Below are 24,301 nucleotides of genomic sequence, written 5' to 3'. Positions count from 1 at the left end.
CGCCTACCGGCACTGCGAGCGGGTCGTCGGCCGGGAGGCGCGCAACTTCCTCTACGGCATGCGGCTGCTGCCGCCGCCCAAGCGTCACGCGCTCAGCGCCGTCTACGCGTTCGCCCGCCGGATCGACGACATCGCCGACGGGGACGAGCCGGCCGGGCGTCGTCTCGCGCGGCTGCGGGAGGCGCGGTCGGCCCTGGACGCGGTGCGCTCCGCGTCCGGCTGGCCTCCGCCCGGTCCCGAGGACCCGGTCCTGGTCGCGCTGCGCCACGCCTCGCTGCACCACCCCATCCCCCTGCGGGCTTTCGGGGATCTGATCGACGGGTGCGCCGCGGACGTACGGGGGACGCGCTACGCGCGGTTCGAGGAACTGCTGACGTACTGCCGGTGCGTCGCCGGGTCGATCGGGCGGCTGTCGCTCGGCGTCTTCGGCGTCCAGGACGGCCGGGACCTCCGTGAGGCCGAGCCGCTGGCCGACGCGCTGGGGGTGGCGCTGCAGATCACGAACATCCTCAGGGACGTGCGCGAGGACCGGCTGGCCGGGCGGATCTATCTTCCCGCCGAGGACCTCGACCGGTTCGGGTGCACCCTGGACGTCGACTCCTCCGGCGGGCTCACCGACCCGCCGGACCGGCTCGCCGCGCTGGTGCGCTTCGAGGCCGACCGGGCCCGCTCCTGGTTCGCCGAGGGCATGCGCCTGCTGGCCGTACTGGACGGGCGCAGCGCGGCGTGCACGGCGGCGATGGCCGGCATCTACCGGTGCCTGCTCGGCCGGATCGCGGCGGACCCCGCCGGGGCGCTGGCCGCGCGGCTGTCACTGCCTCCCTGGCGGAAGGCGATGGTCGCGGCGGGCGCGCTCGCGGGGACGGTCCGGTGAGCGGCGGTACGGCGCCCGGCGGTCCCGCCGGAAACGGCACGGGCGGTCCCGGAGGAGACGCCCCGGACGGCCCGGACGCCCCGGACGGCCCGGACGGCCCGGCGTGGGGCCCTCCGGCGGTGAGCGGTCCGGTGAGCGGCGGCGCCCCCGTCGTGGTCGTCGGCGGCGGCCTGGCGGGCATCGCCGCCGCCGTCGCGCTCGGGGAGGCCGGCCACCGCGTGACCCTGTTCGAGTCCCGGCCGAGGCTGGGCGGCGCGACCTGCTCCTTCACCCGCGGCGATCTGACGGTCGACAACGGCCAGCACGTGTTCCTGCGCTGCTGCACGGCCTACCGGGGTCTGCTCGAGCGGCTCGGCGGCGCCGGGCTGGTGCACCTGCAGGAACGGTTCGACGTGCCGGTGCTCACCCCCTGGGGGCGGTCCGGGCGGCTGCGGCGCGCGGCCCTGCCGGGGCCGTTCCACCTGCTGCCCGCGCTGGCGCGGTACCGGCTGCTGGGACCGGCCGACCGGCTGCGCGCGATGCGGGCCTCGCTGGCCCTGCGCCGGCTCGACCCGGCCGACCCCGTGATGGACCGGACCGACCTCGGGAGCTGGCTGGCCGCCCACGGGCAGAGCGACGCCGCGCGGCGGGCGCTGTGGGAGCTGTTCGCGATGGCGGCGCTGAACGCCGCCGTCGAGGACGTGGCCCTGGGGCCGGCCGCGATGGTCTTCAGGACGGCGCTGTTCGGCCGGGCGGACGCGGCCGACATCGGGCTGCCCGCCGTACCGCTGGGCGAGTTGCACGGCGCCGCGGCGCGGGCCGCCGTCGAACGGCTCGGAGGCACGGTGCACCTGTCGTCGAAGGTCACCGCCGTCGGGCCGGGTCCGGCGGTCACCGTGAACGGCGGGCGGATCGAGGCGTCCGCCGTCATCGTGGCCACGCCGCACGAGCAGGCCGCGGCGCTGCTCCCCGAGGAGGCCGTGCCCGGCGCCCGGCGCTGGAGCGGCCTGGACGCGAGCCCGATCGTCAACGTGCACGTCGTCTACGACCGGCGGGTCACCGAGGCGCCGTTCGCGGCGGTCGTGGGCTCCCCCGTGCAGTGGGTCTTCGACCGGTCGCGGGTGGCGGGGCTGGAACGCGGCCAGTATCTCGCCGTGTCGGTGTCAGCGGCGGACCGCTGGATCGACACGCCCACGGCGCTGCTGCGGGCCGTGTTCGAGCCCGCGCTGGAACGGATCTTCCCCGCCGCCCGGCGGGCCGAGGTCGTCGACTTCTTCGTCACCAGGGAGCGGCGCGCCACCTTCCGCCAGCGTCCCGGCAGCGGCGCGCTGCGTCCCGGAGCCGCCACCCGGTGGCCCGGGGTCTTCCTCGCCGGCGCGTGGACCGACACGGGCTGGCCCGACACCATGGAGGCCGCCGTGCGCAGCGGGCTCTGCGCGGCCCGCCTGGCCGGACACCGCCTCGGCGGGCGGGCGGCCCGGCCTCCCCGGACATCCTGCCACCGGGAGACCCTGACATGACCACCGAGACCGCCGGGGACACCGGCGAGGCCACCGGAACCACCGGGATCACCGGGACCGCAGGAGCCGCCGACACCGCCGGAACCGCCAGGGCCACCGGGACCGCCGGGACCGTTCCGGGCGTCCCGGCCGCCGGAGCCGCCGTGCCCCTCGCCGCCCCGGTGATCGCCGCGTCCGCCGTGACCGTCGCACCACCCGGGACGCCCGGACCCGCCAGGACGACCGGGACGGCCGGGCGCGCCGCGCTCGCCCTGGACGCGGCGTGCGAGCACCTGCTGGGCCTGCAGTCCCCCGAGGGGTGGTGGAAGGGTGAGCTGCAGACCAACGTGACCATGGACGCCGAGGACCTGCTGCTGCGGGAGTTCCTCGGCATCCGCACCGAGGAGGACACCGCCGCGGCGGCCCGGTGGATCCGCTCCGAACAGCGCGGCGACGGGACGTGGGCCACCTTCCACGGCGGGCCCGGCGACCTGTCCACCACGGTGGAGGCGTACACGGCGCTGCGCCTCGCCGGTGACCCGCCCGACGCCGCCCACATGCGGGCCGCGGCCGGTTTCGTCCGGGACTCGGGAGGCGTCGAGGCGGCCCGGGTGTTCACCCGGATCTGGCTGGCGCTGTTCGGGCGGTGGCCGTGGGAGCGGCTTCCGGCGCTCCCCCCTGAGATGATCTTCCTGCCGCCGTGGTTCCCGCTCAACGTCTACGACTGGGCCTGCTGGGCCCGGCAGACGGTCGTGCCGCTCACCGTCGTGGCCGCCCACCGGCCGGTCCGGCCGCTCCCGTTCGGCCTGGCCGAGCTGCGCACCGGCCGCGACCCCGGCGGGCGGCCCCGTCCCGGGTGGGAGGCCGCGTTCACCGCGCTCGACCGGGTCCTGCGCCGGTACGAGCGGCACCCCGTCCCGGGCCTGCGGCGGGCCGCGCTGCGCCGTGCCGCCGAGTGGATCGTCGCGCGGCAGGAGGCCGACGGGTCGTGGGGCGGCATCCAGCCGCCGTGGGTGTACTCGCTGATGGCCCTTCACCTCCAGGGCTACCACCTCGACCACCCGGTGATGCGCAGGGGCGTGCGGGGACTCGACCGCTTCACGATCAGAGAGGCCGGGACACGCAGGCTGGAGGCGTGCCAGTCCCCGGTGTGGGACACCGTCCTCGCGGTCAACGGCCTGCTGGACGCCGGCCTGCCCGGCGACCACCCGGCCCTGCTCCGGGCGGCCGGATGGGTGCTCGGCGAGGAGATCCGCGGACCGGGCGACTGGTCGGTGCGGCGGCCGGACCTGCCGCCCGGCGGGTGGGCGTTCGAGTTCGACAACGACGGCTACCCCGACATCGACGACACCGCCGAGGTGATCCTCGCCCTGCGCCGGGTGCGCCACCCGGGGGCACGGCCGGCCGTCGACCGGGCGGTGCGCTGGATGACCGGCATGGCCTCCCGCGACGGCGGCTACGGCGCCTTCGACGCCGACAACACCCGCGTGCTGTGCACGAAGCTGCCGTTCTGCGACTTCGGCGAGGTCATCGACCCGCCGTCCGCCGACGTCACCGCCCACGTGGCCGAGGCGCTCGCCCACGAGGCCCCCGGCTCCCTCGCCCTGCGGCGGGCCGTGGTGTGGCTGCTGCGGGCGCAGGAGGCCGACGGGTCGTGGTTCGGCCGCTGGGGCGTCAACCACGTCTACGGCACCGGCGCGGTGGTGCCCGCGCTCGTCGCGGCCGGGGTGCGGCCGGACGGCCCCTGGATCCGGCGGGCCGTCGCCTGGCTGGAGCGCCACCAGAACGCCGACGGCGGCTGGGGCGAGGACCTCCGTTCCTACACCGACCCGTCCTGGATCGGGCGCGGCGCGTCCACGCCCTCGCAGACGGCGTGGGCGCTGCTGGCGCTGCTCGCCGCCGGGGAGCGCTCGCCGGCGGTGGACCGGGGCGTGACGTGGCTGGCCGACCACCAGCGGCCGGACGGAACGTGGGACGAGCCGTACTTCACCGGGACCGGCTTCCCCGGCGACTTCTCCATCAACTACCACCTCTACCGGCTCGTCTTCCCGGTCAGCGCGCTCGGCCGCTACCTGCGGCGGGAGCGGCGCGCGGACGCGGGAGCCGGGCCCTCCCCGGACGGCGCGCGCCGGGAGCGGCGGACCGGCGCCGGAGGCGGATCCTCCCCGGACGGGGTGGGCCGGCATCGGCGCGCGGGCGGCGGGGAGGATCGGTCGTGATCGCCCTGCTGGTCTGCACCGCCCTGGGGATCGAGGCGCGGGCCGTACGGCACGGCCTGCCGGACGGGGACGCGCTGGTGCTCCGCACCGGGATGGGGCCGGAGCGGGCCGAGCGGGCGGCGGCGCGGCTCCCGTCCGCGGGCGCGCTGGCCGTGGCCGGCTTCGGCGGCGCCCTCACGGAGGACCTGCGCGCGGGAGACGTGGTGGTCGCGAGTGAGATCCGCTTCGGGGAGCGGGCGCTGCCCTGCCCCTCGGCGTCGTTCCTCGCCGCCGAACTGTCCCGGTACGGCCTGCCGGTGCGGACCGGCCCGCTGGTGACCTGCGACCACGTGGTGACGGGAGCCGGACGGGGGCTGCTCGCCGGGCGGGGGGCGCTGGCCGTCGACATGGAGACCTGGCCGCTCGCGGAGGCCGCGAACGGCCTGCCGTTCGCGGCGCTGCGCGTCATCGCCGACACCGCCGGGGCCCGGTCGCCGTGGGCGGTTCCCGCGTACGGCGTCGTGGCGTACCGGGTGCTGCGGCGGATCGGCCCGGCCCTGGCCCGCTGGGCGGCGCACGCCTCCGGCACCGGCCACGCGGCGGATGCTGGCCACGCGGCGGACGCCCGCCGTACGGAGGGCGCCGGCCACGTCATGGACGCCGGCCGCGGAACAGACCCGGGCGCGGACGACGGCTCCGCGCCCCGGGGAGAACATCCGTTTCCGACATCCAGGGAGGGGTGATCCGGATGGCGATGCCAGTGCGCCAGTGCCTGCGAATCGGCGGCTACATCCTCGGTCAGCGGCTTCGCGGGCGGAGGAGGTTCCCGCTCCTGCTGGAGCTGGAACCGCTGTTCGCGTGCAACCTGGCCTGCTCGGGCTGCGGGAAGATCCAGCATCCCGCGGGGGTGCTGAAGCAGCGCATGGACGTCGCGCGGGCCGTGGCGGCCGCCGAGGAGTGCGGCGCGCCCATGGTGTCGATCGCGGGCGGGGAGCCGCTGATGCACCCCCGCATCGGGGAACTCGTCAGGGAGCTGGTCGCCCGGAAGAAATATGTGTTCCTGTGCACCAACGCGCTGCTGATCCCGCGGAAGATCGACGAGTTCGAGCCCTCGCCGTACTTCGCCTGGACGGTCCACCTGGACGGCCTGCGCGAACGTCACGACGAGTCGGTGTGCAAGGAGGGGGTGTTCGACGCGGCCGTCGCCGCGGTCCGGGAGTGCCGGCGGCGCGGCTTCCGGGTCACCACGAACACCACCTTCTTCAACACCGACAGCCCGCAGACCGTCATCGAGGTGCTCGACTACCTCAACGACGAGCTCCAGGTCGACCAGATGATGATCTCTCCCGGCTACGCGTACGAGAGGGCGCCCGACCAGGACCGCTTCCTCGGCGTGCGGGAGACGCGGGAGCTGTTCCGCAAGGCGTTCTCCGGCGGGAACCGGCGGCGGTGGAGGTTCAACCACACGCCCCTGTTCCTGGACTTCCTGGAGGGCAGGGCCGACTTCCCGTGCACGGCGTGGGCCATCCCGTCCTACTCGGTGTTCGGCTGGCAGCGGCCCTGCTACCTGATGTCCGACGGCTACGCGGCGACCTACCGGGAGCTGGTCGAGAAGACCGACTGGGACTCCTACGGCCGGGGCCGCGACCCCCGGTGCGCCAACTGCATGGCCCACTGCGGGTACGAGCCGACGGCCGTCTTCGCCACGCTGTCCTCCCTGCGGGAGTCGCTGCGCGCGCTGCGCGAGGCCTGAACCGGCCCCGGGACGTCAGCGGGCTCATCGCCGCACGGGAGGTGGCGCGCACCGCCTCACCGGCGGCGGTCACCGCTGCGCGGACAGTCCGGCGAGCACCCGGAAGGGACCGGGGGCCGCGCCCCGCAGCCGGGCCGGGAAGCGCAGCCAGCCGGGGACGTACGACTCGGTACGGCCGCGCTCGACGGCCGCGACGATCACCCTGGCGACCCGCTCGGCGGGGATCGGCGCCGGCCACCGGCGGGTGTACGGCGCGCCGCGCCGCTCGAAGAACGGGGTGGCCACCACGCCGGGCAGCACGACCGACACGCCCACCCCGCGCAGCTCGTACCGGAGGCTCTCGGCGAAGCAGAGGAGGCCGGCCTTGGTCGCCGCGTACACCGCCTCCCCCGGCACGCCGACCGCCCCGGCGATCGACGCGACGAAGACGACGTGTCCCCGCCCGCGTTCCACCATGGCGGGCAGAAGCAGGCGGGTCAGCCGGATGGGGGCGGTCAGGTTGCCCGCCACCAGGCGCTCGATGGCGTCGTCCGGCATCGCCTCCAGCGGCCCGGCCCACCCGGCGCCGGCGCATCCGACCAGGACGTCCACCGGGCCGGCGCGCCGGGCCAGGTCCGCGGCGTCCGTCACGAGGTCGCCGGCCAGCGCCCGCCCGCCGGTCCCGGCGGCGACGGCGTCCAGCCTGGCGGGGTCGCGGCCGGTCAATACCAGGCGGGCCCCGGCCGCCGCCATGGCCCGCGCGGTCGCGGCCCCGATGCCGGACGACGCGCCGGTGATCAGCACGCGGGCTCCCGTGATCCTCATGGTCACACCATCCCCTCGTCACCGGGGGGAGACCGGAACGACTCCGACGCCGTCTCCGGCGTCGTTCCCCGCGCGGGCCCGCCGCATGCGCGCCGGGCCCTCACCCGGTCCGGCGGAGCTCATCGAGCGTGACGTCGAGCATGACGAGGCCCGCCGGGAACGAGAGGGGACGGGGCCCCGGCCCCGGCCGGCCCCGCCGCCGCCCGGTCTCCGGCCGGATCGCGGCACCCCGCCTCGACGGGTTTTCCCGGTTGCCTCTAGCGTGCGGGTCATGACCGACGATGGGCGCTCGGCCCACATCCTCGACGTGCTGGTCACCGAGTTCGGTGACGCCATGAGACACGACCCCGCCGCCTTCCGGCGCAAGTTCCGGAAGATGGCCGCCACCCCCTTCGCCTTCTACCGCGGCAGTGCGGCCCTGTTCTACGCGGACATGACGGGCGCGTTCGCCGACGACGCGTTCCTCGACGAGCGGACGAGGCGGGTGTGGATCCACGGCGACCTGCACGCCGAGAACTTCGGGACCTACATGAACGCCTCGGGCGTCCTGGTCTTCAACGTCAACGACTTCGACGAGGCGTACGTCGGCCCCTACGTCTGGGACCTCAAGCGGTTCGCCGCCAGCGTCGCGCTCATCGGGTACGCCAAGGCCCTGTCGGACGAGGCGATCACCGGCCTGGTGACCGGTTTCGCCCACGCCTACCTGGCCGAGCTGACCGCCGTCTCCGTGGGCGGGGACGACGCGATCGGCTCGCTGACCCTGGAGACCACCACCGGCGTGCTCCACCGGGTGCTGCAGCTCGCCCGGCTGAACACGCGGGTGGCGCTGCTGGACGCCGAGACCACGGTCGAGGACTTCGACCGCAGGTTCGCCGTGATGGACGGCCGCCGCCCCATCGACGAGGAGACCCGGCAGGCGGTGGAGGCGGCCTTCCGCGAGTACCTGACCACGCTGCCCTCGCAGCCCTCGGTCTCGCCGGTCGAGCACAGGATCAAGGACTTCGCGCTCCGCACGGGCGTCGGCATCGGCTCGGCGGGGCTGCCGTCGTACAACATGCTGCTGGAGGGCCACACCCAGGCCCTGGAGAACGACGTGATCCTCTACATGAAGCAGGCGCAGGTCCCGGCGGTCGCCCGGTACATCGCCGACGAACGGGTGAGCGGTTACTTCAGGGACCAGGGCCACCGTACGGCCGAGTCGCAGCGGGCGCTGCAGGCGTACGCCGACCCCTGGCTCGGCCACACCACGCTGAACGGCGTGGGCCAGCTCGTGGCCGAGGTGTCCCCCTACTCCGCCGACCTCGACTGGGGCGACGTCAACGAGCCCGAGGACCTCGCCTCGGTGATCGGGGACCTGGGCCGGGCGGTGGCCCGCATGCACTCGGTGGCCGACGACGAGTCCAGCCACGACCTGGTCGACTTCTCCACCGAGGACGCGATCGTCGAGGTCATCGGCGGCGACGCCGCCGGTTTCACCGCCATGCTCACCGGCTTCGCGCACGCCTACGGCGCGCGGGCCAGGGCCGACCACCAGCTCTTCGTGGACCTCTTCCGCAACGGCCGTCTTCCCGGCCTCTGACGGGAACCACCGGGCCGGTCCCGTCGGCGGCCCGGAACCCGGTGGCCGCCGGCGCGGCAGGCCCGGCCGCCGGGGTGGCGGGCCCGTCACCGGCGCCGGTCCGCGTCGAGGGCGGCGCGGCGGACCCGCCGCGCCGCCCGCCTCACGCGCCCGTGGGCTCCCTGTGCCCGTCCCGCTCCCGGAGGGCCGTCGCCAGCCGCTCGCCGCGTCCGCCGTACCAGGCGCTCCAGACGCCGAGCAGCGCGATGGTGGCGATGAGCAGGAGCGACGACAGTCCGGCCATGACGTCGACGGGCAGCAGGTAGACCAGCGGGATCCGGGCGGCCGACTCGGCCAGCAGGACCGCTCCCCAGACGAGCGTCATGACCAGGTAGACCCGGCGGAAGGAGGGCTCGGCGGCGTAGAGGACGTCCCAGCGCCGGGCGGTCTCCTCGTCCTCGGCGCCGAAGCGCTTGGCCACGGCGAAGGCGGCCGGACGGCCGGCGACGCAGGTGCCGAGGAAGATGAGCCCGGCGACACAGGTCGTGAGGGACTTCGTCGCCATCAGCGTCCTCTCGTCGCCGGTGAGGAGGGACAGGGCGATCCCGACACCGAAGACGACGGTCACGAAAGCGGCGAAGCCATCGAACCTGCGTTCCCGGATCGCGACGTAGCCGACGCGGAGGAACCCGACCGCGGTCGCGGCGAGCATGGCGGCGTACTCGCCGACGCCCACGGCGCGGAGGACGTAGTAGGCGGCGATCACGGGGACGACGTCCCACAGCACCACGCCGACGATCGAACGGTTCATCTCATGCTCCCGAAGGTGGTGTCCAGCCAGTCGCCGATGCGCGCCATGGCGAGCCGCTGCGCCCCTGACTGGCAGTGCGCGTCGGCCCCCTCCTCGGCGGTGAACTCGGCGAAGGTCTTGTCGCAGGTCAGGTGTTCGTACAGTGCCTCGGGCTGGCCGGCGAAGGCGAAGTCCCCCGCGGCCGAGCAGACGAGGGTGGGGCAGGTGATCCGCTCGGCGACGCCGTCGCGCAGGTGGTAGTCGAGCAGGGCGGCGGCGTAGCCGCGCGGCGTGGACGCGCCCATGACCCGCATGCCGTGGACGACCGCCCACCGGGTGACCGGGTCGGCGGCCATGAGCGCGGCCATGGCGTCGTCCGCCTCGGGCAGGGCGAGGGCGGCCCGAGCGGCCTCCCGGTCGCCGTCGAAGACGGCGGTGACCTTCCAGCCCATGTCGTAGACGCCGTCGAACGCGATCAGCGCGGCGATCCTCGGTTCGAAGGCGGCCGCGCGGGGCGCCAGCAGGCCCCCCATGCTCGCGCCCAGCAGCGCGACGCGGCCGGGGTCGGCGATCGCCTCCCCCGCGGGCCGGTCGAGCAGGAAGTCCAGCACGGGTCCGACGACGTTCTCCCAGTCGGGGCGGAAGACGAGGCCCTCGCGGCGCATCGGCCCCGGCTGGCCCGGTCCGTCGAAGGTCAGTACGTGGTAGCCGCGCCGGACCATGGCCTCGGCGGCGAAGAAGTGCATCTCCTCGGCGCTTCCGTCGAAGCCGTTGTGCATCACGACGACCGGGCCCGGCCCGTCGCCCGCCCGGTAGAGGTAGCCGGGCAGGGTGGTGCTCCCGTAGGGGATCTCGACGGGACGGATGTCGAGGTCGGACAGTTCGGCGGCGGCCCGGAAGCAGGCGACGGCCTCGTCGTGGGCGGCGTCGGCACGCGGACCAGCGGTGTCGCCGTGCGGGCCGGCGGTGTCGCCGTGCAGGAAGAACCCGGCCGAGCGGTGGTAGGTGGAGGCACGCAGGAAGGCGTCGTGGGCGCTGACCCGGTGGCCGGCCGCGTGACTCCGGCGGGCTTCGGCGGCGACCCGGTCGGCCGTCGCCCGCCACGCGTCGTGCCAGCCGTCGCGGTCGCCTTCGGCCACGCGTTCCACGGTGACGGCCACCTCGCCGAAGTCGGCGCCGCCGTAGGCGATGTGGCCCAGGACCCGCAGCGTCTCGTACCAGAACGACGGGTCCTTCTCGAAGACCAGTGGACGCACCGCGCCCCCTTCACTTAAAGCGAGTTGTTTCGCTTTAAGGTAGCGGGAGTGGACTGCTAACGCAATGGGATTCGCGTTAACATTGGGCCATGCCAGAACATCGCCCCGCCCACCGGCCGGGAGGCCGCAGCGCCAAGGTCCGCGCGGCAGTGCACGAGGCCGTCCTCGACCTGCTGCTCGAGAAGGACTGGGATGATCTGTCCGTCACCCAGGTGGCCGAACGGTCCGGCGTCCACCAGGCCACGATCTACCGCCGCTGGGGCACGCTCGGCTCACTGATCGACGACGCGGTGACCGAGCGGCTCACCCGCTCCTCCCCCGTCCCGGACACCGGCACGCTCCGCGGTGACCTGGAGGCGTACGCCACCCGGATGGCGGCCGACCTGGCCGGTCCGCTGGGCCCGGTCTACGTGCGGGCCGCCATGCTCGGCAACCGCACAGAGGACGCCGGGGAGCCCGACCCCTACCTGCTGGAACGCGCCGTGCAACTCCAGGCGATGCTCGACCGGGCCGCCGCGCGCGGGGAGAACCCACCCGCGCTGCTGGAACTGATGGAGGTCGTCCAGGCGCCGCTGTACTTCCACATGATCTTCTTCGGCGGGCCCGCGGACGTGGGCCACGCCGTCGCCCTGGTCGACCGGCTGCTGTCGCTGCCCGGCCGCGGCCCCGGGGCCGCGGCCGGCTGAGACATCAGGCCTCGGTCGGCCTCTCGTAGCCCTCGGCCTCCCCGTGGACGTGCTCGTCGGGGTCGGACTCGGGCTGGCCCGCCGGAGCGGACCGGGCGGGGCCGTGGGGATCCGCCGGGTCCGGCACCGGTGTCCGCGCCGGGCGTCAGGAGCGGGCCGGGGCGGTCGCCTCCGCGTAGTGGCAGGCCACATGGGTCTCCGCCGACGACGGCGCGGCGGGCAGGATGTCCAGGAGCTGCGACCTGCACCGCCCGTCCACCCCCGCCTCGGCCGCCGCGCCGGAGGCGAGGACCTGACAGCGCGGGTGGAAGCGGCAGCCGCCGGGGACGCGGGTCGGGTCCGGCGGCTCGCCGCCCAGCACCACGGGCTCGGGCGACTCCGGCAGCACCGACAGCAGCGCCTGGGTGTAGGGGTGCGACGGCGAGGTCAGGATCTGCTCGACGGGCCCGGACTCGACGATCCGGCCGAGATACATCACCGCGACGCGGTCGGCGATGTTCCAGGCCAGCCCGAGGTCGTGGGTGACGACCAGCGCCGACAGGCCCAGCTCGTCGCGCAGCCGCAGCAGCAGGGCGAGAATCTCCCCGCGCACCGAGGCGTCCAGCGAGGCCACCGGCTCGTCGGCGACCAGCACCCCGGGGTCGAGGGCCAGCGCCCCGGCGATGACGACGCGCTGCCGCTGACCGCCGGACAGCTCGTGCGGGTAGGACTGCAGGAACCGCTCCGGCGGGCGCAGCCCGGCCCGGGACAGCGCCGAGACGACCCGTTCGTGCTCGTCGGCCATGCCGTGGATGCGCGGCCCCTCGGCCACCGCCTCGTAGACGGTGTGCCGGGGGTTGAGCGACCCCATCGGGTCCTGGAGCACCAGCTGCACCTCGCGCCGGTAGGCCTTCAGCGCCCGCGAGGAGTAGTTCAGCGGAGCGCCGTCGTAGCGGACCTCGCCCGCGGTGGGGCGCTCCAGCCCGAGCAGGGTGCGTGCCAGCGTCGTCTTGCCGCAGCCGGACTCGCCGACCAGGGCGACGATCTCCCGCCGGCCGACGGCGAGGTTGACCCCGTCCACCGCGCGGGCGCGCCGTCCGCGCGCGCTGAACTCCACGCGCAGGTCACGGGCCTCCAGCAGGGGGGCCTCGACGTCCGTACCGTCGCTTCGCCCGTTCACCGGACCTCCTTCGCCGGTCGCATGACCGGAATATCGTCCTCGGCGCCCTCCGGGAGATCCTCTGGCGGCGCCGGGTCCGGCAGGACGTGCACGCACGCGGCCCGGCGCCCCTCCCCGGCCGGCCACAGCTCGATCGGCCGCGACGCGCAGGAGGGCAGGGCCACGTCGCAGCGCGGGTGGAAGGAGCAGCCGGACGGCAGGTGCATAGGGTCGGGCGGGTCGCCGGCCAGGCCGCGGGGCGCCAGCCGGGAGGCGGGGTCGCCGACCGTGGGGAAGGCGGCCGACAGGGCGCGGCTGTAGGGGTGACGCGCGTCGGCGAACACCTCCCGCGAGGGGCCGTGCTCCACCACCTGACCGGCGTACATGACCGCCAGCCGGTCGCACATGGAGGCCAGGACCGACAGGTCGTGCGAGATCATGATCATGCTGATGCCGTGCTCGGCGATGAGCGAGCGGATAAGCGTGAGCACCTGCGCCTGGATCATCACGTCCAGCGCGGTCGTCGGCTCGTCCGCGATGATCAGGCGCGGCGAGCAGGCCAGCGCCATGGCGATCATCACGCGCTGGCGCTGCCCGCCCGACAGCTCGTGCGGGTAGTTGCGGCCCCGCCAGGCGGGCAGGCCGACCTGCTCCAGCAGCTCGGCGACCCTGCGCCGGGCCTGGGCGGCGGTGGCCTTGCCGTGCACCAGCAGCGGCTCGGCGATCTGCTCCTCGATGCGGCGCACCGGGTTCAGAGCGTGCTGCGCCCCCTGGAAGACGACCGACGCCGACGCCCAGCGGACCGCGCGCAGCCGTCCCCACTTCATGGCGAGGACGTCCTCGCCGTCGAGCAGGATCTCGCCGGTCACCCGGGCGTCGCGGGGCAGCAGCCGCAGCAGGGCCATGGCCAGCGTCGACTTGCCCGACCCCGACTCCCCTGCGACGCCGAGCGCCTGACCGGCCTCGAGGTCCAGGGAGACCCCCCGTACGGCCGGCACCTCGCCGGAGGCGACCCGATAGGTCACCGAGACGTCGCGAAGCTCAAGCAGGCTCATCGGGAAACCCCCCGCAGGCGTGGGTTGAGTACGGCCTCCAGTGCCCGGCCGCACAGCGTGAACGCCATCACGACCGCGACGATGCACAGGCCCGGCGCGAGGATGTACCACCAGGCGCCGGCGGTGGCGGCGCCCCAGTCGTAGGAGCCGCGCAGCAGGCCGCCCCACGACACCTGGCCGGAGTCGGCGCCGAGGAAGGCCAGCGTCGACTCGGCGACGATGGCGCTGGCCACCTGGAGGGTGGTGTTGGCCAGCACCAGCGGGGCGACGTTCGGCAGCACGTGCCGGGTCATGATGTGCCAGTGCCCTGCGCCCAGCGCCCGGGACCGCTCGATGTACGGCCTGGCCTCCACCGACAGCGTCTGCGCCCTGATCAGCCGGGCCGTGGACGCCCAGGACGTCACGCCGATCGCCAGGATGATCGTGGCGGTGCTGCCGCCGAGGATGGCCGCGAGCACCAGGGCCAGCACCAGCGAGGGCAGGACCAGGAACCAGTCGGTGATCCGCATCAGCACGGCGGAGGTCCAGCCGCGGAAGTGACCGGCCGCGATGCCGACCACCGTGCCGATGACCATGCTGAGCAGGGCCGCGAGGAAGCCGACGAGCAGCGAGATCCGCGAGCCCCACAGCACCATCAGCAGGACCGACCGGCCCGACTCGTCGGTGCCGAACGGGAACGCGAGGCTCGGGGCCGCCATCTTCGCGCCGGTCGCCTGGGTGACGTCCAGCCCGGTGGAGTCGGTGAGCAGCGGGGTGAGGAGGGCCAGGGCGACGGCCACGACGAGGATCGCCGCGCCGTACAACCCGGCGCGCTGGCGGCGGTACTCGCGCCAGAAACGTGCCAGCGCGAGCCTGCGGCGGGTCCGGGCGAGGCTCGCGGCGCTGACGGAGACGGCGGCGCCGGTCCTGTCCCCCGCGTTCCCCGCGCCGGTCGCGTTTCCGGCGCCGTCCGGGTTCCCGGTGCTCCCCGGTCCCGTGGTGTTCGGAGTGCTCACGCCGACCTCACCCTCGGGTCCAGGACGTGGTAGGCCACGTCGGCCAGCGTGTTCATGATGATCACGGCGGTGCACACCACGATGAACGTCCCCTGCATGACGGCGAAATCAGGACCCTTGATGGCCTCGTAGAACAGCAGGCCCAGTCCCGGCCAGGAGAAGACGGTCTCCACCGACACCGCGCCGCCGACGACGAAGCCGATGTGGATGAACACCAGCGTGATGGTCGGCAGCAGCGCGTTGGGCACCGCGTGCCGGCGGCGCACCTGGTCGTCGCGCAGGCCCTTGGCGCGGGCGGTGGTCACGTAGTCCTGGCCGATCTCGTCCAGCAGCGAGGACCGCATGACCAGCAGGTACTGGGCGTAGACCACGGCGACCAGGGTCAGGCACGGCAGCACCAGGTGCAGGGCGACGTGCGGGATGTAGGCCAGGCCGTCGGGCGCGTCCACGCCCTCCATGCCGCGGGTCGGGAAGACCCCCGGGATCGGGCCGATGCCGGCGGCGAAGACCATCAGCAGCAGCAGGCCGAGCCAGAACGTCGGCACCGACCACAGCACGAGCGAGACGCCGGTGGACATCCGGTCGAACCGGCTGCCGTGCTTCCACGCCGCCCGGGTGCCCTGCCACAGGCCCAGGCTGACCGCGATGACCAGGCCGGTGCCGACCAGCACCAGCGTGGGGCCCAGCCGCTCGCCGATGAGGTCGAGGACCGGCCGGCGGTACTCGTAGGAGGTGCCGAAGTCCAGGCGCACGGTCCGCAGCACGAAGTCGACGAACTGCTGCGTCAGGGGCTTGTCCAGGCCCATCTGGCGGCGCAGCAGGTCAAGCTGGTCCGGGCTGAGCGGCACGTCGCGCGTGTAGGCGAGCGCGGGGTCGCCGGGTATCAGCCGGAACAGGAAGAACGTCGCGACGATGACCATGCCGATGCTGAGCAGGGCCCCGCCGGTTTTCGTCAGCGCGTAGCGCAGCACCCCTCGATGGGCACCGCGCTCTTCCATGGCGGGGCCCGCCGCCGCGGTCGCGGCGGCGGGCTCCGTGTCGAGAGGTGCGGTCATCGAGCCGCTACTCGCGGTCGTCGGTGACGGAACGGCGGCGGCGGGCCAGGAAGAAGCCCAGGGCGCCGAGGACCACGACGGCCACGACGCCGCCGATGATGGGGCCGGTGCTGGAGCCGCCGTCACCGGCGGAGCCCGCGGCCGCGGGGGCCGGGGCGTCCAGCGAGTAGATCGGCCAGTGGCCGCTGGCGCCGTAGAAGAGGCCCTTGTCCTCCGGCATCGGGGTGATGCTGGAGATCCGGTCCTTGCGGTAGCCCTCCAGGTCGTTCTGGTAGTAGAGGGCGATCACCGGGGCGTCGGTGTAGAGCTGCTTCTCCATCTTCTTGATGACCTCGGCGCGCTTGGCGCGGTCGAGCTCGCTGAGCTGCTCCTGGTAGAGCTTCTCGTAGTCGGGGTTGCAGTAGAACGACTCGGTGCCGCCGCCGTCGCCACTGGCCGTGGGCCTGCGGCTGCACAGGTGGGTGGCGAGGATCTCCTCGGGGTCGGGGTTGACCGACCAGCCGCTGATGGCGATGTCGAACAGGCCGGTGAAGCCGGTCTCCTCGGTGAACTTCGTCGAGTCGAGCTTCTTGGTGGTCAGCGTGATGCCGATCTGCTTGAGCCACCCGGTGAGGTACTGGGCGAGCTTGTCCTCGACGGGGGCGTCGGTGTGGATGCTGAAGCGCATCTCCAGCTTGCGCTTGCCGTCGGGCATGGTCCGGACGCCGTCCGGGCCCTTCTTGTATCCGGCGTCGTCGAGGATCTGGTTGGCCTTGGCGATGTCGAAGGTGACCTTCTCGTCGCCCTCGGCCTGCCAGAAGAAGTCCTTGTACATCGGCGGGATGATCGACCCGTCGGCGGGCACGGCCAGGCCGTTCTGCACCTGGTCGACCAGGGCCTTCTTGTCGATCGCGTAGTGGATGGCCTGGCGGACCTTCTGGTCCTTCAGCGCCGGGTGGCCGTCGCCGACGGGCTTGTCGTCGATCGTGGTGGCGCCGTGGTTGATCTGGAGGTAGGCGGCCCGGCGGCCGTTGCCGTTCCACTGCACGATGTTCGGGTCGCCCTTGAGCGCCTCGTACTGCGGGGCGTCGAGGCGGCCGATGAGGTCGATGTCGCCCTTCTTCAGGCCGGTGATCGCGGCCTCGGGGTTCTCGTAGAAGACGACGTCCAGCTCGTCGATCTTGGGCTTGCCCTGCCAGTAGTTCGGGTTGGCCTCAAGCCGGACGTAGGCGTCCTTCTTGTGCTCGACCGCGATGAAGGGGCCGGAGCCGACGATCGGGTACTGGTCGTTCTGGAACTTGCCGGGATCGCCGGCCTTCTCCCAGACGTGCTTGGGCACGATCGGGATGGGGTTGTCCAGCATCGACGCCTGCGGCTTCTTGGTCTTGATGACCAGGGTCCGGTCGTCGGTGGCGGTGACGCTCTCGAAGTTCTCCACGGCCGGGCCGTTGCCCTGCTTGGCCGCGTCGTTCGTCATGATCGTGTTGAACGTCCACGCGATGTCCTGCGCGGTGACCGGCTGGCCGTCGGACCACTTGGTGTCGCGGATCTTGAAGGTCCACGTCAGCTTGTCGTCGGAGGTCTCCCACGACTCGGCCAGATCGGGGCTCGGCTGGAGGGTCTTGGGGTCGGGGACCGTGAGGTAGCTGTAGATCCACCGGTGGACCGACGAGGAGACCAGCCGGACCGCCAGGAACGGGCTCATCGAGTCGACGGCCTGCGTCGCGCCGATGCGGACGATCTTCTTTCCGGCTGCGGGAGCCTTCTGCTGTACGGCCTGCGCCTGCGTGGCCTGTGTCTGCGCCTGCCCTTGCGCAGCGGGGAGTGTGGCCACTACCAGCGCCACGCCCAGCGCCGCCAGGCGCCCGCCCAATCTGGTCATCGTTTCTGTCCCACCTTCGAACCGGTGAATCGTTGTAGAAGAAGCCACACCATAGGGACGGCGCGTGTCAACGAATGGTGGAAGATTGTTTCACTCTCGTTTCCTGGCGTGATATTTCTTTTCAGTCACGGCCCGGGACTCCGGTGAGACGGGTCTTGACGGCGCACCGGCGGCCGTGGGAGGCGGCGGCGCGCGACCCGCGCCCTTCTCGCCGCACGGGAGGCCCGGCGAGACCGCGTGGACGGTGAAGCCGCCGGTACGGCATGCTGCAGAACATGACTCTGTTCTCCGTGGAAGGCAAGACGGTCGTCGTCACCGGCGGCTCCCGGGGCATCGGACGCATGATCGCGACCGGTTTCGTCCGGGCCGGGGCCACCGTCTACATCTCCTCGCGCAAGGCCGCAGAGGTGGAGAGGACCGCCGCCGAGCTGGGCTGCGTCGCCGTACCGGCCGACCTGTCCACCGAGGACGGCGCCGCCGCGCTCGCGGAGGCGGTCTCGGCGCGCGAGTCACGGCTGGACGTGCTGGTCAACAACGCCGGGGCCACCTGGGGCGCGCCCCTTGAGGAGTATCCCGAGGCGGCCTTCGACAAGCTCTGGGGGATCAACGTCAAGGGCGTGTTCGGCCTGACCCGGCGGTTCCTGCCGCTGCTGCGCGCCGCGGCGAGCCCCGGGGACCCGGCCAGGGTGATCAACGTCGGATCCGTGGACGGCATCCGCGTCCCGGCCATGGAGACCTACGCCTACTCGGCGACCAAGGCGGCCGTCCACATGCTGACCCGGCACCTGTCCCAGCGGCTCGCCGCGGACTCGATCACGGTCAACGCCATCGCGCCCGGACCGTTCGAGTCGAAGATGATGGCGTTCGCGCTGGACGACCCGGCGACCCGCTCGGCCGTCGAGTCGCACGTGCCGCTCGGCCGGATCGGCACCCCCGAGGACATGGCCGGGACCGCGATCTTCCTCGCCTCGCGGGCGGGGGCCTACCTCACCGGGACGGTCATCCCGGTGGACGGCGGGATGACCGCCCACGGCTGACCCCTCCCGGCCGTGCGCCGGCGGAGCGGTGAGCCGATCGAGCCTCAGCGCTCCGCCGGCGGCCCCTCCGGCCGTGCGCCGCCGAGGCGGTGACGACGCCGGGACGAGCCCCGTACGGCGTGCGCCCCACTGCGCCGGGGCGCACGCCGTATCGGTCGCCCTCCCGGACGGTGCGGCGGTTCAGACGGCCTCGGCGAGGGCGCGGGCGAGGCGTTCGGCGGCGCCGGGCGCGTAACGCAGGAACAGGTAGGGCTCGGTCAGCTCCAGCTCGATGAGGACCGGGGTCCCGTCGGCCGTGCGCACCATGTCGACACGGGCGTAGAGCAGGTCCGGCAGCTCACCGAGCACCCGCTCGGCCAGCGCCACCTGGTCCGCCGCGGGATCGCGCAGCTCGGCCCGGCTGTTCTGCCGCTCCGTGGCGGCCCCGGCGGTCAGCGCCGCGCTGCGCCGTACGGCGTGGCTGAACCGGCCGCCGAGGTACACCAGCGAGGTCTCCCCCTCGGTCTCCACCATGTCCAGGTACGGCTGGACCATCACGGTCCGGCCCTCGGCGGCGAGCCGGGAGGCGTGCGCCTCGGCCTTGCCGCGGTCACCGGTCCTGATCGTGTCGCGCGCCCCGGCCGAGACGGCGGGCTTGACCACGTACTCGTCCAGGACCGGCAGGTCGGGCGTCTCACCCGGTCCGACCCAGCAGGTCGGGATGAACGGCGCGTCCAGGTCCCGCATGTAGGTCTTGTCGGTGTTGCGCTCCAGCACGGCGGCCGGATTGAGCAGCCGGGTGACCCGCTCGACGCGACGGGCCCAGCCGAGGAACTCCTCGCGCCGGTCGATGTAGTCCCAGGCGGAACGGACCACGGCGGCGTCGAAGCCGGCCCAGTCCGCCTCGGGGTCGTCCCAGCGCACGGCCCGCCCGCCGATCCCGGCCGCGGCCCAGGCCGCGAGGACGACCTCCTTCTCGTCGTCGATCCCGTCCGGGTCAGCGAATGTCACATAGGCCGCGGAAACGCTCACTTGGTGTCCTATACGTAAGTCATCAAATAACCGTATGAACACTACAGAAAACAGAGCATTTCCACAGAGCCGACGGTGACGGGCCGAACGCGGCGGAGGCCGCCGGATGGCCGGTCGGCCCGGTCGGCCCGGCCGGGACCTGGGGCTCCGCGGGCCGCCGGGCGGTCCGCGGCCGGGGCCGGAAAGCGGCGGAGGCAGCCGGGCGGTCTACGGCCGGGGCCGGAACCCGGGGAAGCGGCGGAGGCCGCGGGCGGCCCGGGTCAGCTCCTGGGGAGCTTGCCGAGGGCCTGGGCGACGATGGTCGCGGTGTCGGCGATGGCCTGGTTCTCGTTGGGCGCCTTGGCGGCCCGGTGGGTGGTGTAGATCGCCATGACCAGCGGGGCCTTGGCGTTCTCCGGCCAGACGACGGCGATGTCGTTCGTCGAGCCGTGGTACGTGCTCGCGCCGGTCTTGTCGCCGACGGTCCAGGTCTTGGGCAGCCCGGCGCGGATGCGCTCGTCACCGGTCTTGTTCGCGCGCAGCCACCCGTTGAGCCGCGCCCGGTCCTTGGCGTTCAGCGCGTCACCGAGCGTCAGATCGCGCAGGTCGGCCGCGATGGCCGCGGGGGTGGTGGTGTCCCGCTTCTCCTTGGGGTTCCAGATGTTCAGCTCGGTTTCCCAGCGGTCCAGGCGGGAGATCGGGTCCTTGAGGGTGCGGAAGTACCGGGTGAGGCCGGCCGGGCCCCCGATCTGCTTCAGCAGCATGTTGCCGGCCGTGTTGTCACTCTCGGTGATGGCCGCGTCGCACAGCTCGGCGACGGTCAGCCCGTCCTCCACGTGGTCCTTGGTGACCGGCGAGTTCTCCTTCACCTCGTCCTGCGTCCAGTGGACGACCTTCTCCATCAGTCCGGGTTCGGTCGTGCGGGCCTTGTCCAGCACCGCGGCGGCGGCCACCGCCTTGAAAGTGGACAGCAGCGGGAAACGCTCACCGGCCCGGTGAGTGATCTTCTTGCCGGTGGCCGTGTCGACGGCGTAGACGCCGACACGGCCGTCGAACGACGCCTCCAGCGCGCGTAGCCGGCGCCCGGCCTCGGCCTGACCGGACGGCGCGACCGCCTGCCGGTCGTACCGGACCTGCGCCACCGGCGCGTGAACGGCCGCCGCGGGGGTCTGGACGGCCGCCGTGGCGGTGGCCGGGCCGTGGACCGCGCCACCCGCCAGGACGGAGACGGTCAGCGCGGCGGCCTTCAGTGCCGCGGGGAAACGCCGGGTGTGCAGGGGTCGCATGCCATGTCCTTCGGTCTCGATGACTACGGAGATGCGAGCACATCAGAGCGGATCGGCCGATGTCCAATATTCGCATGATCGCCGGATCGATAATCGAATGGATATAAGGCCAGGTCAGAGCGCCAAAAATGATCATAGAGGCTCGGAGCGACACAACTCCCTCGACCCGCCCTGTTCCCACAGAGGCCCGCCCGGCTCCCGCAGGGGACCCTCGACCCCGCTCTGTTCCCGCAGAGGCCCGCCCTCGTTTCCGCAGAGGCCCGCCCTCGTTTCCGCAGAGGCCCCCTCGACCCGCCCGGCTCCGATGGAGACCCGTCCGACGGGCCTCAGGTTCGAGCCGCCACCCCGGAAGGCACGGCGGCACGGCGGCAGTGCGGGAGCCGGCGGAAGGCCCTCATCCGGCCCCTCCGGAGGCACAGCCGGGAAGATAAACCCGGTAGGGGTATGTTACAGTCTCGCTCGACATACCCCCCATGGGTACATGAGGAGGAGGACGGACATGTGCACTGCGTGTGCGTGCGGCACGGAGCAGGTGCGGACCGAGGCACCCGCTGAGACGGGCGCGGCGGACGGCAAGGTCTATTCGGTGAGCGGGATGACCTGCGGACACTGCGTCTCGTCGGTCTCCGGGGAGATCGGCAAGGTCGGCGGCGTCACCGGCGTCACCGTCGATCTCCCCACCGGCGCGGTCACCGTCAGCGGCTCGGGATTCGCCGACGAGGAGATCCGGGCCGCGGTGGAACAGGCGGGCTACGCGCTGGCGAGCCGGCCCTGAGGGGCGGGTCCCGGAAGAAGGCGGTGGGCGTGCACTGGCATGCACGCCCACCTGCGGGATCGGCCCGACTCGACATCACACCCGACCCCTACCGCATCCTCCCATCGCGAGGCGGATGCGAAGAACAGGAGTGCGGCATGAACGCCGTCAATCCGCGCAGATGGCGGGCACTGGTCGTGCTCGCCACCGCGCAGTTCATGGTCATCATGGACACCTCGATCATCGGGGTCGCTCTACCCGACATCCAGCGCGACCTCGGCTTCACGGCGGACGCCCTGCAGTGGGTTTTCAACGCCTACGTCATCGCCTTCGGTGGCCTGCTGCTGCTCGGCGGACGCCTGTCCGACCTGTTCGGCGCCCGCAGGGTCTTCATCGCCGGCTGGCTGGTCCTGATCGCCGGCTCGGTCGTCGCCGCGGCGGCGCAGGGCCCGTGGATGGAGATCCTCGGCCGGGGCGTGCAGGGCGCCGGTGGCGCCCTCATCGCTCCGGCCTCGATGACCCTGCTCATGATGCTCTTCGGGCACGACCCGCGCGAACTCGGCAGGGCCATGGCGCTGTACGGCGCCGCCGCGCCGGCCGGAGGAACCGCCGGAGTGTTCCTCGGCGGGGTCGTCACCGAGTACCTGAGCTGGCCGTGGGTCTTCATCCTCTACATCCCGATCGGCGTCGCCACCCTGCTGGCCGTACCGGCCCTGCTGCCCGCGGTCGCCGGCAGGCGCGGCTCGGTGGACATGCTCGGCGGCCTGGCCGTCACCGCCGGGATCGCCCTGGCCGTGTTCGCCATCGTGCGGGCTCCGGAACAGGGCTGGGGCTCCGCCACGACGCTGCTGGAACTGGCGGGGGCGGTCGTGCTGCTCGCGCTGTTCCTGCTCGTGCAGCACATGGTCCGGGAGCCGCTCATGCCGCCGGCGATCTGGCGCACTCCCGGACTGGCCGTCGCCAACCTGGCGATGGCGCTGCTGGGCGCGGCCTGGATCCCGATGTGGTACTTCCTCAACCTCTACCTGCAGCAGGTCCTGGGCTACAGCGCCTTCCCCAGCGGAGCGGCCCTGCTTCCCATGACCGTCGCCGTCATGATCTTCATGATCGGGATCACAGCCCGGTTGCTCGGCCGGTTCGGCGCCAAGCCGCTGATCGTCATCGGGCTCGCCGTACTCGCGGCGGGGGTGGCCGGGTTGTCCCTGGTCCGGGCGGACGGAAGTTTCGCCGCCGACGTGCTGCCCGCGTCGCTGGTCGCCGCGGTGGGGATGTCCCTGGCCTACATCCCCGCGATGATGTCGGCGATGTCCGGCGTGCGGCCCGAGGAGAGCGGGCTGGCGTCCGGCATCGTCAACACCACCTACCAGATCGGCTCGGCCCTCGGCCTGGCCGTGATGACCGCGCTCGCCACCGGCGGGGCGGCCGCCGGAGCGACCGGCCCGACCGCGCTCACCGGCGGATTCCGGGCCGCCTTCGTCGGCGCGGCCGTCGCGGCGGCGGCGGGCGCCGTACTGACCTTGCTGCTGATGCGGAGACCCGCATCAGCCGGGTCCCCCGCGGCGGACGCCGAGGCGGCACCCACCCGGGTGTGAGAGTGACGACGAGCGGGCCCGTCCCCAGCGACGGCGGGCCCGCGAAATACGGTAGGGGGGTGGGGTGTTAGGTAGGGACGACGGGCCTCAGAGCAAGGAGCGGGGAGATGGCCGGATACACGGAAGCCAAGGAAGACCACCTCAGGCGGCTGCGCCGGATCGAGGGGCAGGTCCGTGGACTGCAGCGGATGGTCGGCGAGGACAAGTACTGCATCGACATCCTCACCCAGGTGTCGGCCGCCAACAGAGCACTCCAGGCATTCGCCCTGGAACTACTCGAAGAGCACATGGCGCACTGCGTCGCGGAAGCGATCGCCAAGGGCGGCGACGAGGCCGACGCCAAGATCAAGGAAGCCTCCGACGCCGTCGCCCGCCTCGTCCGCTCCTGACGCCCCTGGTCCTCCCGGCCGATTCACGGCCCGTCCCCCGATCGGCACGAGCCGCCCGCCGTCCACTGCCTGCCGCCCGCCGAAGAGGACGGCCGTCCGGCTTCACCTCGAACACGATGACCGAACCGGTGTACGGCTCAGCGCGAGACGTCGAACTCCCCGGCCCTGACTCCGCCGACGAAGGCCCGCCAGTCAGCGGGGCTGAAGAGCAGCTTGGGGCCGTCGGGGTCCTTGCTGTCCCGGACCGCGACCACCCCGGGCAGGTTGGCGGCCACCTCTACGCACTGACCACCGTTTCCGCCGGAAAGCGATGACTTTCGCCACACGGCATTACTCAGGTCCATTCCCGCCTCGCATCCTCGATCATCTTGAGGGACATGTGCTCAGGGTAGGCCCATAACCGGATCGTTTCATAGCGTTTCCAGGTCGCTGCCACGGATTCCGGATCCATCGTGACGTGCCCTTCGGCCGAGGAGTCCACATGGACGGTATCCGGCTGTCCATGCGGAAGCTCAGCGATCATGAATGCGCCGAGAAGCCCGACAAGGCATTTCGGGTCCACTATTTGCAGGAAGATGTTCGACCTCTTTGCAGCGTCGAGAAGGTGGCCGTGTTGGCCGCGCATCACCTCCGCGTCGCCCACCTGCCGACGAAGGACACCCGCGTCGATAAGGAAGAGAAGGGAGAAGGAGTCTTGGGTTGCGTCCACGGAGGTGGTGTATGAGTTTCCCCAGCTAGCAGGCGTGGCGCCG

23 protein-coding genes are annotated in these 24,301 nt (G+C 73.0%); 11 read left to right on the top strand and 12 right to left on the bottom strand.

Annotated elements, in window-relative coordinates; translation table 11 throughout:
- Positions 1-58: 58 nt before the first annotated feature.
- Genes AB0D67_RS00115 through hpnH form a run of 5 tightly spaced genes read left to right on the top strand, consistent with a single transcriptional unit; the run spans position 59 to position 6,303 of the window.
- On the top strand, positions 59-874 hold the full coding sequence (locus AB0D67_RS00115) for a squalene/phytoene synthase family protein (protein ID WP_362928731.1): 816 nt from the start codon (positions 59-61) through the stop codon (positions 872-874).
- The gene (hpnE, locus tag AB0D67_RS00110; RefSeq protein ID WP_362928099.1) at positions 871-2,373 is read left to right on the top strand and encodes a hydroxysqualene dehydroxylase HpnE; all 1,503 of its coding nucleotides are present in this window, start codon (positions 871-873) and stop codon (positions 2,371-2,373) included. Before AB0D67_RS00115 ends, hpnE begins: the two co-directional genes overlap by 4 nt.
- A complete protein-coding gene (shc, locus tag AB0D67_RS00105) occupies positions 2,370-4,571 on the top strand; it encodes a squalene--hopene cyclase (RefSeq protein ID WP_362928097.1) in 2,202 nt (733 codons plus the stop codon). Before hpnE ends, shc begins: the two co-directional genes overlap by 4 nt.
- Positions 4,568-5,293 carry a hypothetical protein gene (locus tag AB0D67_RS00100; RefSeq protein ID WP_362928095.1) on the top strand — a complete coding sequence of 242 codons (726 nt, stop codon included), beginning with the start codon at positions 4,568-4,570 and terminating at the stop codon, positions 5,291-5,293. The genes shc and AB0D67_RS00100 overlap by 4 nt, the downstream gene beginning before the upstream one ends.
- A gap of 5 nt (positions 5,294-5,298) precedes the next feature.
- Positions 5,299-6,303, top strand: coding sequence for an adenosyl-hopene transferase HpnH (gene hpnH, locus AB0D67_RS00095; RefSeq protein ID WP_362928093.1), 1,005 nt, complete (start codon positions 5,299-5,301; stop codon positions 6,301-6,303).
- A gap of 69 nt (positions 6,304-6,372) precedes the next feature.
- Here hpnH and AB0D67_RS00090 read toward each other — a convergent pair whose 3' ends face one another.
- The gene (locus AB0D67_RS00090) at positions 6,373-7,107 is read right to left on the bottom strand and encodes an SDR family NAD(P)-dependent oxidoreductase (RefSeq protein ID WP_362928090.1); all 735 of its coding nucleotides are present in this window, start codon (positions 7,105-7,107) and stop codon (positions 6,373-6,375) included.
- A 271-nt stretch (positions 7,108-7,378) separates the two neighbouring features.
- On the opposite strand from AB0D67_RS00090, the gene AB0D67_RS00085 reads away from it, so the two are divergent.
- Entirely contained in the window at positions 7,379-8,686 is a 1,308-nt protein-coding gene (locus AB0D67_RS00085; RefSeq protein ID WP_362928088.1) for a DUF2252 domain-containing protein, read from the top strand.
- 142 nt (positions 8,687-8,828) lie between these two features.
- Here AB0D67_RS00085 and AB0D67_RS00080 read toward each other — a convergent pair whose 3' ends face one another.
- Entirely contained in the window at positions 8,829-9,476 is a 648-nt protein-coding gene (locus AB0D67_RS00080; RefSeq protein WP_362928086.1) for a VC0807 family protein, read from the bottom strand.
- Complete coding sequence (locus AB0D67_RS00075) at positions 9,473-10,711, bottom strand: alpha/beta hydrolase (protein WP_362928084.1); 1,239 nt, start codon at positions 10,709-10,711, stop codon at positions 9,473-9,475. Before AB0D67_RS00075 ends, AB0D67_RS00080 begins: the two co-directional genes overlap by 4 nt.
- Positions 10,712-10,800: 89 nt before the next feature.
- Between AB0D67_RS00075 and AB0D67_RS00070 the strand changes: the two genes are divergently transcribed.
- Complete coding sequence (locus tag AB0D67_RS00070) at positions 10,801-11,397, top strand: TetR-like C-terminal domain-containing protein (RefSeq protein ID WP_362928082.1); 597 nt, start codon at positions 10,801-10,803, stop codon at positions 11,395-11,397.
- 145 nt (positions 11,398-11,542) lie between these two features.
- Here AB0D67_RS00070 and AB0D67_RS00065 read toward each other — a convergent pair whose 3' ends face one another.
- From AB0D67_RS00065 to AB0D67_RS00045, 5 genes are all read right to left on the bottom strand, one after another.
- Positions 11,543-12,556 (bottom strand): ABC transporter ATP-binding protein, encoded by a 1,014-nt coding sequence (locus tag AB0D67_RS00065; protein ID WP_362928080.1) that lies wholly within the window; start codon positions 12,554-12,556, stop codon positions 11,543-11,545.
- A complete protein-coding gene (locus tag AB0D67_RS00060) occupies positions 12,553-13,590 on the bottom strand; it encodes an ABC transporter ATP-binding protein (RefSeq protein ID WP_362928078.1) in 1,038 nt (345 codons plus the stop codon). Before AB0D67_RS00060 ends, AB0D67_RS00065 begins: the two co-directional genes overlap by 4 nt.
- Positions 13,587-14,435, bottom strand: a complete 849-nt coding sequence (locus AB0D67_RS00055) for an ABC transporter permease (protein ID WP_362928729.1) — start codon at positions 14,433-14,435, stop codon at positions 13,587-13,589. Before AB0D67_RS00055 ends, AB0D67_RS00060 begins: the two co-directional genes overlap by 4 nt.
- A 146-nt stretch (positions 14,436-14,581) precedes the next feature.
- Positions 14,582-15,640: an ABC transporter permease gene (locus AB0D67_RS00050; RefSeq protein WP_362928076.1), complete on the bottom strand. Its 1,059-nt coding sequence runs from the start codon at positions 15,638-15,640 to the stop codon at positions 14,582-14,584.
- A gap of 7 nt (positions 15,641-15,647) precedes the next feature.
- The gene (locus AB0D67_RS00045) at positions 15,648-17,501 is read right to left on the bottom strand and encodes an ABC transporter substrate-binding protein (protein WP_362928074.1); all 1,854 of its coding nucleotides are present in this window, start codon (positions 17,499-17,501) and stop codon (positions 15,648-15,650) included.
- Between the two features lie 275 nt (positions 17,502-17,776).
- Here AB0D67_RS00045 and AB0D67_RS00040 point away from each other — a divergent pair, with 275 nt between their 5' ends.
- Positions 17,777-18,538, top strand: a complete 762-nt coding sequence (locus tag AB0D67_RS00040) for an SDR family oxidoreductase (RefSeq protein ID WP_362928072.1) — start codon at positions 17,777-17,779, stop codon at positions 18,536-18,538.
- Between the two features lie 180 nt (positions 18,539-18,718).
- On the opposite strand, the gene AB0D67_RS00035 is transcribed toward AB0D67_RS00040, so the two are convergent.
- Together AB0D67_RS00035 and bla are read right to left on the bottom strand one after the other, a co-directional pair.
- Positions 18,719-19,549: a hypothetical protein gene (locus AB0D67_RS00035; protein WP_362928070.1), complete on the bottom strand. Its 831-nt coding sequence runs from the start codon at positions 19,547-19,549 to the stop codon at positions 18,719-18,721.
- A gap of 260 nt (positions 19,550-19,809) precedes the next feature.
- Positions 19,810-20,814, bottom strand: coding sequence for a class A beta-lactamase (gene bla / locus AB0D67_RS00030; protein WP_362928068.1), 1,005 nt, complete (start codon positions 20,812-20,814; stop codon positions 19,810-19,812).
- A 499-nt stretch (positions 20,815-21,313) separates the two neighbouring features.
- Here bla and AB0D67_RS00025 point away from each other — a divergent pair, with 499 nt between their 5' ends.
- The 3 genes from AB0D67_RS00025 (at position 21,314) to AB0D67_RS00015 (ending at position 23,549) form a co-directional block, all read left to right on the top strand.
- Positions 21,314-21,589 (top strand): heavy-metal-associated domain-containing protein, encoded by a 276-nt coding sequence (locus AB0D67_RS00025; protein WP_362928066.1) that lies wholly within the window; start codon positions 21,314-21,316, stop codon positions 21,587-21,589.
- Between the two features lie 137 nt (positions 21,590-21,726).
- Entirely contained in the window at positions 21,727-23,160 is a 1,434-nt protein-coding gene (locus tag AB0D67_RS00020; RefSeq protein WP_362928064.1) for an MFS transporter, read from the top strand.
- A 107-nt stretch (positions 23,161-23,267) separates the two neighbouring features.
- Positions 23,268-23,549, top strand: a complete 282-nt coding sequence (locus AB0D67_RS00015; RefSeq protein WP_362928062.1) for a metal-sensitive transcriptional regulator — start codon at positions 23,268-23,270, stop codon at positions 23,547-23,549.
- A gap of 137 nt (positions 23,550-23,686) precedes the next feature.
- Here AB0D67_RS00015 and AB0D67_RS00010 read toward each other — a convergent pair whose 3' ends face one another.
- Positions 23,687-23,893 carry a DUF397 domain-containing protein gene (locus AB0D67_RS00010; RefSeq protein ID WP_362928060.1) on the bottom strand — a complete coding sequence of 69 codons (207 nt, stop codon included), beginning with the start codon at positions 23,891-23,893 and terminating at the stop codon, positions 23,687-23,689.
- Positions 23,884-24,301 (bottom strand): Scr1 family TA system antitoxin-like transcriptional regulator (locus tag AB0D67_RS00005; RefSeq protein WP_362928058.1); only part of this gene is annotated, 418 nt, incomplete at its 5' end. The genes AB0D67_RS00005 and AB0D67_RS00010, both read right to left, overlap by 10 nt.

It is taken from the genome of Streptosporangium sp. NPDC048047 (assembly GCF_040653115.1).
Lineage (GTDB): Bacteria > Actinomycetota > Actinomycetes > Streptosporangiales > Streptosporangiaceae > Streptosporangium.
Note: the sequence above shows the minus strand (reverse complement) of the source record. Positions and strands in the feature narration are given on the sequence as shown.